Below are 11,979 nucleotides of genomic sequence, written 5' to 3'. Positions count from 1 at the left end.
GGCGGGTGCCCGGACGCGCGCACCGACCGCGGTGCGCTCGCCCCCGGATCGATGGCGGCGAGCACATCGGCGGCGACGGACATGATCTCCGAGGGGGTGCGGTAGTTGACGGTCAGCTCGGTGAGCTTCCAGCGCTGGGCGACATACGGTTCCAGCACGTCCTGCCAGGACGAGGCGCCCGCCGGGTCGCCGGTCTGGGCGACATCGCCGACCACCGTCATCCACCGGTTCGGGATGCGCCGCATCACCATCCGCCACGCCATCTCCGAGAGCTCCTGTGCCTCGTCGACGATGACGTGCCCGTAGGTCCAGGTGCGATCCCCCGCCGCGCGTTCGGCGGCGGTCAGCTTGGCCCGCACGTCCTGACGTTCGGCCAGCTGGGCGGCGTCGATCAGGTCGTAGGCCATCAGGATCTCCGGATCGAGATCGTCTTCGAGATCCTGCGGCGCGGAGCCGGTGAGGATGTCGAGCGCGTCCTGCGCCTCGGCGATCTTGGACCGCCAGCGTCTGCGGGCGCGCTCCCGTTCCTCGGCGTCGTCCACGCCGAGCAACTCGGCCAGTTCATCGAGCAGCGGGGCGTCGGCGGCGCTGAACTCGCCGGTGTCCGGACGGAGCAGTTCGGCGCGTTCCTCCGGCTCGAGCGAGCGGCCGGCCTTGTCGAGGCGATCCGGGTCGGCGAGCAGGTCGGCGAGCACCTGTTGCGGGGTCAACAGCGGCCACAGCCGTCCGATCGCGGCCTGCACGGCGGGATCGGACTTCATCTCGTCGTGGATCTCGGCCAGATCGGCGCGGCTGAGCAGGCTGGGCCCGCCGGACAGGTCCGCGCCCATGGTCTGCGCCAGCTGCTCGGTGAGCGCGTCGATGACGGAGGTGGCGAAGACCGGACGGGCGAGATTGTGCGGGCGGCGCGAGGAACGGGCCCGGCCCCGCGCCCTGGTGGCGATCTTCTTGTCCAGCGTCACCGGGTAGCCGTCGAAGGACAGCGCGATCGGCTGGGCGGGCACCTCCTGGCGTTCGCGCACGGCCTGCTTGAGCACCTCGAGAATCCGCAGCGACCCCTTGATCTCGCCCGCGCGCAGGGTGTCCGTCCTGGTCGCCTTCACCCCCGGATACAGGTCCCCGACGGTGGACAGCAGCACGCCGGTCTCACCGAGCGAGGGCAGCACCTGGCCGATGTAGTCCAGGAAGGTGGCGTTCGGGCCGACGATCAGCACGCCGGACTTGGCCAGCTGCTGGCGGAAGTTGTAGAGCAGGTAGGCGGCGCGGTGCAGGGCGACCGCGGTTTTGCCGGTGCCGGGCCCGCCCTGCACGACCAGCACGCTCTTGTGTTCGGAGCGGATGATCGCGTCCTGCTGGCTCTGAATGGTTTCGACGATGTCGGTCATGTGGCCGGTGCGAGCGGCGTTGAGGGCGGCCAGCAGCGCGCTCTCGCTGCCGACGCCGCCGCCGGTGTCGACCATGCCCGCGCGCTCGGCGGCGTCGAGGTCGAGGTACTCGTCGGTGATCGCGGTGACCGAGCGGTTGCGGGTGCGGATGTGCCTGCGCCGGGTCACCCCGTCCGGCGCGGCGGTGGTGGCCAGATAGAACGGACGGGCCATCGGCGCGCGCCAGTCCAGCAACAGGGTGGCGTAGTCGTCGCGTTCGTCGAGGATGCCGAGCCTGCCGATGTACCTGGGTTCCTCGCCCTCGGCCGCCAGATCGATGCGGCCGAAACACAGGCCGTGCTCGGCGGCGTCGAACTTGGTGAGTTCCTCGGTGTAGAGCTGGGTGAACGATTCGCGCTCGCTGCGGGCTTGCGGGGCGCCGCTGTTCTCCAGCAGGACGGTGCGCAAACGGTTCTGGGTGTAGGCGCGCATCCCGTCGAGCCGGTCGTAGAGCATCGTCAGGTATTCCTGCTCGCGGGCGATCTCACGGTCGCGCTCGGCAGCGGCGTCGGTCGTGTCGCCGGCCAGGGGGAGGCGGTCGGGCACTGTGAACTCCTTTTCGATGCCGCTGTCCGGTGGGGAAGCGCGCCGCGCGGGGACGCCGTGCGTGGGGCATGCGCGCACGGCGGAAAACAAGAGCTGTCGAGTCTACTGGGAGTTCGCCGCTGGTGCTCCTCACCCGAGGCCGCGAAGGGTCGCGTCCGGGCGGAAGTGGCGTCAGCCCACGTGCGAGGAGTCGATGCCGCGGTGGTGGCCGGTGCCGAAACGGTCGCGATGGCCCGGCGGCTTGGCCCGGTACATGGCCACGTCGGCGTCGTGCAGTACGGCTTCCGGGGTGCGCGGGTCGCCGGGTATCAGGGTGGTGCCGCCGATGGAGGCGCGCACCTCGATGCGGTGGCCGTTGGCGACGATCGGCTCGGCCATCGTGGCGCGCAATCGGGCGATGATGCCGTCCATGTCGACCCGGCCCGGGTCGGCGGCCAGCAGCACCAGGAACTCGTCGCCGCCGAGCCTGCCGATCAGATCGTCGCCGCGCAGCGCGCGCTGCAGCCGTTGTGCCACGATCTGCAGCACGGTGTCGCCGGTGGCGTGGCCGAGCGAGTCGTTGATCGACTTGAATTCGTCGAGGTCGATGAACAGCACCGTGCTCACCGGCAGATCGTCGCTGGTGGCGGCCAGCGCGCCCGCGAGTTGCGAGAGGATCAGCGCTCGGTTCGCCAGTCCGGTCAGCGAGTCGTGGGTGGCTTGGTACTCGAGCTGTCGGCGGCTGGCCCGGAACTCGGTGATGTCGGAGAACGACGAGACCGCCGAGGAGTACCGGTCGCCGGGATTGAGCAGCCTGCTGCTGCCGGAGAGCCAGCGCCGCTGCCCGTCGCGCCGGTCGACGCCGAAGACGTAACCGGTGAACGGCTCGCCGGTGGCCAGCGTGCGGGCCATCGGGTGCTCGGTCACCGGCAGTGGTCTGCTGTTGGCGTCGAGCAGGACCAACGGCAGGTCCTCGATGTCGCGTCCGATCACCTCGTCGGCGTGCTCGACCGCGCCGAAGATGCGCAGCGCGGCGGGGTTGGCCGATTCGATGACGCCGCCGCGCGCGATCACCACCACGCCTTCCTCCAGTTGCGAGACCACGGCGGTGAAGTGCTGTTCGGCGCGGCGCTGCGCGTCCTCGGCGGCCCGTTGTGCGCTCAGGTCGTGGATGACGACCTGGTAGGCGTAGTGATCGTGCCAGGGGGTGAGTACCGAGACGGTCTCCACGGGCACGGTGCTGCCGTCCAGGCGCCGCAGTTCCATTTCGGTGGGCGCCGAGGCCGCGCCCGCTGTGGTGAGTCTGCTGATGCGGTGCAGCATCGCCGGCACGTATTCGCGGTCGACGAACCGGGTGAGCGGCTGGCCGACGAGGTCGCCCGCGTCGCGCGCGCCGACCAGGCGCACGGCGGCATGGTTGACGTAGACGATGATCCCGTGCTCGTGCACGCAGATCCCGTCCGGTGTGTGCTCGATCAGCGCCCGATAACGCTGGGCGAGCTGCTCGGCGTCGACCGCGTCGTTCGTAAGCTCCTCACCCACCTCGTCGACCCCCGATCGTAGACCTCGCTATGGTTGAAAAAGATCACACCGCTATCGCTGTTGTCCAGCTCACATTCTGGCTCAGGACTTCGCAATTACCCCGAACTTGATCATTACACCAAGGCGCGGGACATGGAAAGGTGGGTTGCGGGCCACACGGGGCGCCCGAGACCGGGGAGGAGCGGGTATGCCGGATGTCGGATCGGGACCGGAACACGGCATGGGAATCGCCGGGATCGGGGCGGTCACCGGATACGGATGGGGCGTCGAGACGCTGTGGCGGGGGCTGCTCAGCGGGAAGTCGGCGGCCACGCTGCATCCCGGGTACGGGCCGGGGCGCGACGAACAAGCCTGGATCGCGCTGGTTCCCGACGGGGGCGATCCGGAGGTCGGCGAACACCGCTATGCCCGCGCGGTCCACGGATCGGTGCGCGAGGCGGTCACCGATGCCCGTGACCGCGGCTGGGAACCAGGCCGGACAGTCGGCGTCATCCACGCGATCGTGCTCGGCGACGTCCGCAACTGGCGTGACTTCTATACCGTCGACGGCGGCCACCGCGGATCGCGCGGCTACCTGAGCCTGCTGCCGTCCACGCCGATCGCGACGGTCATGCGCGAATTCGGCTTCCACGGTCCGTCGATGAACGTTTCCGCGGCCTGCAGCTCGGGCAACGCCGCCATGATCACCGCGCAACTGTGGCTGGACGCGGGACTCGCCGACGACGTCGTCGTGGTGACCTCGGACATGTCGTGCACCCCGGACATGGTCGACCATTTCGTCCGGCTCGGCGCCGCGGTCGCCGATGCCGACCCGCTCACCGCCTGCCGTCCCTTCCAGGAAGGAAGCCGCGGTTTCGGCTTCGGTGAGGCGTCGGCGGCGTTCGTGCTCAGCCGCGACCTGGGCAGGCCGTACGCGACGGTGCTCGGCGGCGCGATGACCAACGACGCCCACCACGTGGTGTCCATCGAACCCACCCACGCGCACATCGTCGACTGCGCGCGCACCGCGCTGGCGCGGGCGGGGGTGCATCCGGGCGACGTCGCCTACTTCAACGCACACGGCACCGGGACCGAGCAGTGCGATGCGGCCGAACGTCATCTGATGGCCGCCGTGTTCGGCGATCGCCCGTGGGTATACGCGCTCAAACCGCTCACCGGGCACAGTCAGGGTGCGGCCGCGGGGGTGGAGATCGCCGTCGCGGCGCTGGCCTACGAGCGCGGGGTGATGCCTGCCGCGCCGGTCGTCGCGCCCGCGCACCCGCGGCTGCTCGACGGCGTGCAGCCCTTCGGCGGCGGCATCACGGTGAAGTCCGCGCTCGGCATGGGCGGCCACAACTCCATGCTGGTGCTGGGACCCGCGTGATCCGCCCTACTCGCCCGCGCTCTTCTCCTGCGCGGGCAGCGGGACCGACCAGCGCAACAGCGTCCCCGGCAGTCCGCCGCCGCCCGGTTCGCGCGCCGGGCCCACATCGAACCGGCCGCCCGCCTTCTGCGCCCGTTGCTCGAGGTTGCGCAGGCCGCTGCGCGCCACCCGCTTGGGCACGCCCCAGCCGTTGTCGCCGACCACGATCGTCAGTTCGTCGTCCACGCTGATCTCCACGGTGAGCGTGTCCGCGCCCGCGTGGCGCACGGCATTGCTGACCGCCTCGCGCACCACCGCCTCGGCATGATCGGCGAGCTCGCCGTCGACCACCGACAGCGGGCCGTTCACCCGCACCGTGGACCGCAGCGCCGAATCGCCGGTCTGCCTGCGCACCGCGCGCTCGAGCCGCTGCGCCAAACCCTCGCCGTCGTCGGTGCTGTGCAGGTCGAATACCGCGCCCCGGATCTCCTGCACGACCTCCTGCAGTTCGTTGACCACCGCCGAGAGCCGGTTGCGCACCTCGGGCACCTCCACCTTCGGCATCGCGCCCTGCAGGGTGAGCCCGATCGCGAACAAGCGCTGGATCACGTGGTCGTGCAGATCGCGGGCGATGCGGTCGCGGTCGGCGAGCACATCGAGTTCGCGCATCCGGCGCTGCGCGTCGGCCAGTTGCATCGCCATCGCCGCCTGGTCGGTGAAGGCGGTGGTCAGTTCGATCAACTCGTCGGGATAGCGCGGCGAATCGGCGGACCGGACCGCGACGAGCACGCCCAGCGTCTCGTCCGGGGTGCTCAGCGGCAACACGAGCGCCGGGCCCGCGTCGGGCAACGGCACGCCGAAATCGCCGTCGGCGGCCTCCTCGAACCGCAGCGGTCCGCGGCGTTCGAGCGCGTCGCCGAGGACGGTTCCCCCGGCCGGGATGACGGCGCCCTCATGCCCTCGGCCCGGACCCGACCAGCAGGTGATCAGCAGATCGGTCGGCTCGCCGGGCGCGATCGGGCCGTCGGGCACACAGGCCAGGAAACAACGCTGCGAACCGGTCAGCGCGCGCACGTGCTCGACCACATGGGTGAGCACCTCGTCGGCGTCGGCGCCTGCCAGGAACTCGGTCGCCGTGTCCCGGGTGGCCTCGATCCAGGCGTGCCTGGTCCTGGCCGACTCGTAGTGGCGGGCATTGTCGACCGCGATACCCGCCGCCGCGGCCAGCGCCTGGACCAGTGTCGCGTCGTCGTCGGTGAAGGCCGCGCCGCACGCTTTGTCGGTCAGGTAGAGGCTGCCGAACGCCTCGTCGCGGATGCGGATCGGCACTCCGAGGAACGAGCTCATGGGCGGATGCCCGGTCGGGAAGCCGACCGATTCCGGATGGGCGGCCAGTTCGTCGATGCGCAGCGGATCGATCCGGCGGAACACCGCGCCGAGCACGCCGTGGCCCGCGGGCAGTCTGCCGATCCGTTCGCGCACCTGCTCGTTTACGCCGCCCTCGATGAACTGGGTCACCTGCTCGTCGCGGTCGCGCACCGCCAGACCGCCGTAACGGGCGTCGACCAGGCTGATGGCGGTGCGGACGATGGCGCGCAGCGTTTCGTCCAGATCGAGCCCGGAGGTGACGGTGAGCATGGCCTCCACGAGCCCGTCCATGCGGTCGCGGGAATCGATGATCCGCTCCACCCGGTTCTCGACCTCGGCGAGCAGTTCGCGCAGGCGAGTCCGGGAAGTGCTGTCGCGCACCGAGTATCGGTCTTCGCCCCGATCGATCATGATCTCCCCGTCCCCTCGGCGCAACCGCCGCGCACGGCGATTCTAGTCCGCGCATCGGGGACTTTCGGCCCTGTGCACCCCACTGCCGCGACCGGGAAACTGATCCACTGGGTGCTGAGAGAGCAGGGGTGTCACATGGGTGCGACCGGCGCGCTGTCATTGTCCGAACACTGGTCGAGTGCGGCCGATCCGGAATTGGCGGTCACCACGCGCGGTGATGTGGCGCCCGCGGACGTGACCCGTGCGATGCGCGCGATCGGCCGGGTACTGCGCCGCCACCATCTCGATGTCCCCGCCCGTGTCCGCATCACCGCGCCAGGGCCGCTGGGCGCCGACGACCGGGACCGTCCGAATGTGGTCCAGGCCAATGTCCGCCTGCCGCACACCCCGGCCCGGGTGCAGGTCACCGGCCCCCGCGGATTCGCGGTGACCTTCGCTGTCGAGCGCCTGGACCGGCAGCTGACCCGCCTGGCCGCCCGGCGTGGCCGCGACTGGCCCGATCCCGCCCGCCCGCCGCTGGCCGAGGTGACCCCCACCCGCCCGATCGTGCGCCGCAAACGCTGCACCCTGCTCATCGGCACGCCCGCCGAGGCGACCGCGGTGATGGACGCGATGGATTACGACGCCCATCTGTTCACCGATTCCGACACCGGCGAGGACGCGGTCGTCTGCTGGACCCAGCCGGTCGGGGTGACCTTGACGAGGCAGCGCACGACCGGCCGCCTCGTCGATCAGCCGGGCGAGGACGATCAGGACGCGCTCGATCCGGTCCCGCTCCACGTGCGTTCCGAGCCCGCGCCGGTGCTCACCGAATCCGAGGCGGTCGAGTTGCTGTGCAGGCGCGGGCTGGCGCTGCTGTTCTTCACCGATGTGCGCACCCGCCGCGGACGGCTGCTGTACCGCCGCTACGACGGCGATCTGACCATCGTGCTGCCGGCCTGAGAACGCGCCGGGGGCACGGCTCTCACCGGTCGCGCAGCTTGGACGCCAGCACCGCCGCTTGGGTGCGTCGTTCCATGCCGAGCTTGGCCAGCAACCGCGACACGTAGTTCTTCACCGTCTTCTCCGCGAGGAACATGCGCGCGGCGATCTGCCGGTTGGTCAGGCCCTCGCCGAGCAGGGTGAGCAGTTTGCGCTCCTGATCGGTGAGCCCGGCCAGCGGTCCGGTGTCGGTGCGCAGGCGTGCCTTGAGCGCTTCGGCGGCCCGGTTGTCCAGCAGCGAGCGGCCCGCGCCGACCGCCTTGATCGCCTCGGCCAGCTCCATGCCCTTGATGTTCTTGACCACATAGCCGCTGGCGCCGGCCATGATCGCGTCGAGCATGGCGTGCTCGTCGGTGTAGGAGGTCAGGATCAGGCAGCGCAACCCCTCGATCTCGGCGAGCAGGTCGCGGCACAGTTCGATGCCGTTGCCGTCGGGCAGGCGCACGTCGAGCACCGCTACGTCCGGGCGGACCGCGCGGATGCCGGTGCGGGCGCTCGCCACGTCACCGGCCTCGCCGGTCACCCGCAGAGCAGGGTCGCTGTCGAGCAGGTCGATCAGGCCGCGCCGGACGATCTCGTGGTCGTCGACCAGGAACACCTCGAGTACACGTCCCTGCGCCGCCGGTCCCTGCGCCGCCTGTCCTTGTGCCGCCTGTCCCGATCCCGACTGGCCGGACGCTGATCCGGACGAATAAGCCACCGGCTCACCGTATCTCGCCCACCGCCCGGGCGCACCGCGCCGGGCGCGCAGCCCGCGGCGGATGTGATGTGGGCGGTCGATCCGGGAAACTTGTCGGTGGGCGCGCCTAGCATGGCGAACGGGGGTCATGTCTGTTCATTCGCTGTACCTGATCGAGAAGGGACTCACCTGGTGGCCGATCGCCTCACTGTGCGCGGAGCTCGGGAGCACAACCTGAAAGGGGTCGACCTCGATCTGCCCCGCGACAGTCTGATCGTGTTCACCGGTCTGTCCGGGTCGGGCAAATCGAGCCTGGCCTTCGACACCATCTTCGCCGAGGGGCAGCGCCGCTACGTGGAGTCGCTGTCGGCCTATGCCCGCCAGTTCCTCGGCCAGATGGACAAGCCGGACGTCGACTTCATCGAAGGTCTCTCGCCCGCGGTGTCCATCGATCAGAAGTCCACCAACCGCAACCCGCGCTCCACCGTCGGCACCATCACCGAGGTCTACGACTACCTGCGTCTGCTGTACGCGCGCGCGGGCACCCCGCACTGCCCCGTCTGCGGCGGGCGCATCGCCAAGCAGACTCCGCAGCAGATCGTCGACCAGGTGCTGGCCATGCCGGAGGGCACCAAGTTCCAGGTGCTCGCGCCGGTGGTGCGCACCCGCAAGGGCGAGTTCGTCGACCTGTTCGACCAGCTCAACACTCAGGGCTACTCGCGCGTGCGGGTCGACGGCGTGGTGTATCCGCTGACCGAGCCGCCCAAGCTCAAGAAGCAGGAGAAGCACGACGTCGAGGTGGTGGTCGACAGGCTCACCGCCAAGGCGGGCGCCAAGCAGCGCCTCACCGACTCCATCGAGACCGCGCTGCGCCTGGCCGACGGCATCGTCGTGCTCGACTTCGTGGACCGCGACGAACACGCTCACGACCGCGAGCGCAGGTTCTCCGAGCGGCTGGCCTGTCCCAACGGTCATCCGCTCGACATCGAGGATCTCGAGCCGCGGTCGTTCTCCTTCAACTCGCCCTACGGCGCCTGTCCGGACTGCACCGGCCTGGGCATCCGCAAGGAGGTCGACCCCGATCTCGTGGTCCCCGATCCCGACCTGAGCCTGGCCGAGGGCGCCATCGCGCCGTGGTCGCGCGGTCAGACGGCCGAGTACTTCAACCGTCTGCTGTCCGGCCTGGCCGAGGCGATCGGCTTCTCGATGGACACCCCGTGGCGTCAGTTGCCGGTCAAGGCGCGCAAGGCGGTGCTCGAGGGCAGCTCCGATCAGGTGCACGTCTCCTACACCAACCGTTACGGCCGCAAGCGCTCGTACTACGCCGATTTCGAAGGCGTCATGCCCTTCCTGCACCGGCGTATGGACAACACCGAGTCCGAGCAGATGAAAGAGCACTACGAGGGCTATATGCGCGATGTGCCCTGCCCGGTCTGTCGGGGTGCGCGGTTGCGCCCGGAGATCCTCGCGGTCACCCTGGCCGCGGGCGCGGAGAAGAAATCGATCGCCGAGGTCAGCGACCTGTCCATCGGCGCGTGCTCGGAGTTCCTCAACGGCCTGACGCTGGGGGAGCGCGAGGCCGCGATCGCCGGTCAGGTGCTCAAGGAGGTGCAGGCACGGCTGGGCTTCCTGCTCGACGTCGGCCTGGAGTATCTGTCGCTCTCGCGCGCCGCGGCCACGCTCTCCGGCGGTGAGGCCCAGCGCATCCGGTTGGCGACCCAGATCGGCTCCGGCCTGGTCGGCGTGCTGTACGTGCTCGACGAACCCTCCATCGGCTTGCACCAGCGCGACAACCGCAGGCTCATCGAGACGTTGACGCGGCTGAAGAACCTCGGCAACACCCTGATCGTCGTCGAGCACGACGAGGACACCATCCGCGCCTCGGACTGGGTGGTCGACATCGGTCCGCTGGCGGGTGAGCACGGCGGTCGCGTGGTGCACAGCGGTCCGTATACGGAGTTGCTGACCAACACCGAGTCGCTGACCGGCGCCTACCTGTCCGGTCAGCAGGCCATCGAGGTGCCGATGGTGCGCCGACCCATCGACAAGTCGCGCAGGCTCACCGTCGTCGGCGCCACCGAGCACAATCTGAAGGGCATCGACGTGTCCTTCCCGCTCGGCGTGCTCACCTCGGTGACCGGCGTCTCGGGCTCGGGCAAGTCCACCCTGGTCAACGACATCCTGGCGACGGTGCTGGCCAACAAGCTCAACGGCGCGCGTCAGGTGCCCGGCCGGCACACCCGCGTCAACGGCCTCGAGCACCTGGACAAGCTGGTGCGCGTGGACCAGTCGCCGATCGGGCGTACCCCGCGTTCCAACGCGGCCACCTACACCGGAGTGTTCGACAAGATCCGCACCCTGTTCGCCGCGACCACCGAGGCCAAGGTGCGCGGCTACCAGCCCGGCCGGTTCTCCTTCAACGTCAAGGGCGGGCGTTGCGAAGCCTGCTCGGGTGACGGCACCCTCAAGATCGAGATGAACTTCCTGCCGGATGTCTACGTCCCGTGCGAGGTCTGCCACGGCGCGCGCTACAACCGCGAAACCCTCGAGGTGCACTACAAGGGCAAGACCATTGCCGAAGTGCTCGATATGCCGATCGACGAGGCCGCCGAGTTCTTCCAGCCGGTCACCTCGATCCATCGCTACCTGGAGACGCTGGTCGATGTCGGGCTCGGCTACGTGCGCCTCGGCCAGCCCGCGCCCACGCTCTCCGGTGGCGAGGCCCAGCGCGTCAAACTGGCCGCCGAGCTGCAGAAGCGCTCGGCCGGGCGCACCATCTACATCCTCGACGAGCCGACCACCGGCCTGCACTTCGAGGACATCCGCAAGCTGCTGATGGTCATCAACGGTCTGGTCGACAAGGGCAACACCGTGATCGTCATCGAGCACAACCTCGATGTCATCAAGACCTCCGACTGGGTGATCGACATGGGCCCGGAGGGGGGATCCGGCGGCGGCACTGTGGTCGCCGAGGGCACGCCGGAGGATGTCGCGGCTACTCCGGCCGGCTACACCGGCCGGTTCCTCGAGCAGGTGCTGGCACAGGCGACCTATGCGCCCGCCGCGCCGCGGGCAGGCCGGGCGAAAGCCACGGCGGCCGCCCGTCCGGCGAAGAAGGCCGCCGCGGTGAAGAAGGCGCCGGCTTCGAAGTCGACGGTGGCGAAGACGGGTCCCGCGTCGAAATCGGCTCCGGCATCGAAGTCGGCGGCGAGCAAGAGCGCCGCGACGAACGCCGCGGCTGCCGACGCGGCCCCGGCGAAGTCCGCGAAGAAGGTGCCTGCCGAGAACGCCGCCGCCAAGCGCGCGGCCAGGAAGGCGGCTGCTTTGCGCTGATCCTGCGCGGGCGGAACATTTCGCGACGGCCGGTGCGCTCCTGCGCGCCGGCCGTCGCGTGTTCGCTGGTCAGGGCATCTGGCGAGGGGAGTGCGCGCGCTCGGGGAAACGGCGAAGTTACCCGTGCGGCAAAACCGGCGAAAGTGAAACGATCGTGTGTAAGATCGGCGTCACCGTGTCCGGGACCGTTCCGGACAGTCGCGGTAAACGACCCCCGGCGCCGAGGCGCGGTGGTGCCCCGACGGAGCTCCACCCTAGTGGCCGACGCCGGGGCACACGAAAGGAATTCAGCTATGGAGGGCGTGGATATCGCCGGAATTCTCGAGCTCGTTCTCGGATTCCTCGGCAGCGGCTCCTCGATCAACTACACCCCG

The 11,979-nt window shown here is 69.8% G+C and carries 6 protein-coding genes and 1 pseudogene; 3 read left to right on the top strand and 4 right to left on the bottom strand.

Features of this window, described 5'->3' with window-relative positions; translation table 11 throughout:
• Positions 1 to 1,880 (bottom strand): HelD family protein (locus NS3_RS24535; protein WP_067864221.1); only part of this gene is annotated, 1,880 nt, incomplete at its 3' end.
• Positions 1,881 to 2,141: 261 nt separating this feature from the next.
• Positions 2,142 to 3,491: a diguanylate cyclase domain-containing protein gene (locus NS3_RS24530; protein ID WP_067864182.1), complete on the bottom strand. Its 1,350-nt coding sequence runs from the start codon at positions 3,489 to 3,491 to the stop codon at positions 2,142 to 2,144.
• Positions 3,492 to 3,678: 187 nt separating this feature from the next.
• On the opposite strand from NS3_RS24530, the gene NS3_RS24525 reads away from it, so the two are divergent.
• Positions 3,679 to 4,854 (top strand): beta-ketoacyl synthase N-terminal-like domain-containing protein, encoded by a 1,176-nt coding sequence (locus NS3_RS24525; protein ID WP_245649787.1) that lies wholly within the window; start codon positions 3,679 to 3,681, stop codon positions 4,852 to 4,854.
• 6 nt (positions 4,855 to 4,860) lie between these two features.
• Here NS3_RS24525 and NS3_RS24520 read toward each other — a convergent pair whose 3' ends face one another.
• Complete coding sequence (locus NS3_RS24520; protein ID WP_067864179.1) at positions 4,861 to 6,612, bottom strand: sensor histidine kinase; 1,752 nt, start codon at positions 6,610 to 6,612, stop codon at positions 4,861 to 4,863.
• A 135-nt stretch (positions 6,613 to 6,747) separates the two neighbouring features.
• On the opposite strand from NS3_RS24520, the gene NS3_RS24515 reads away from it, so the two are divergent.
• Complete coding sequence (locus NS3_RS24515; RefSeq protein ID WP_067864215.1) at positions 6,748 to 7,554, top strand: sigma 54 modulation/S30EA ribosomal C-terminal domain-containing protein; 807 nt, start codon at positions 6,748 to 6,750, stop codon at positions 7,552 to 7,554.
• A gap of 22 nt (positions 7,555 to 7,576) precedes the next feature.
• Here NS3_RS24515 and NS3_RS24510 read toward each other — a convergent pair whose 3' ends face one another.
• Positions 7,577 to 8,191 carry a response regulator gene (locus NS3_RS24510; protein ID WP_067864176.1) on the bottom strand — a complete coding sequence of 205 codons (615 nt, stop codon included), beginning with the start codon at positions 8,189 to 8,191 and terminating at the stop codon, positions 7,577 to 7,579.
• 273 nt (positions 8,192 to 8,464) lie between these two features.
• On the opposite strand from NS3_RS24510, the pseudogene uvrA reads away from it, so the two are divergent.
• Positions 8,465 to 11,398, top strand: a pseudogene (gene uvrA / locus NS3_RS24505) (excinuclease ABC subunit UvrA); the annotation flags it as partial.
• Positions 11,399 to 11,979 lie beyond the last annotated feature (581 nt).

Source organism: Nocardia shimofusensis NBRC 100134 (assembly GCF_001613125.1).
GTDB classification, from domain to species: Bacteria; Actinomycetota; Actinomycetes; order Mycobacteriales; family Mycobacteriaceae; genus Nocardia; species Nocardia shimofusensis.
The sequence above is the reverse complement of the archived record's forward strand: the minus strand, read 5'-3'. Positions and strand labels throughout refer to the sequence as shown.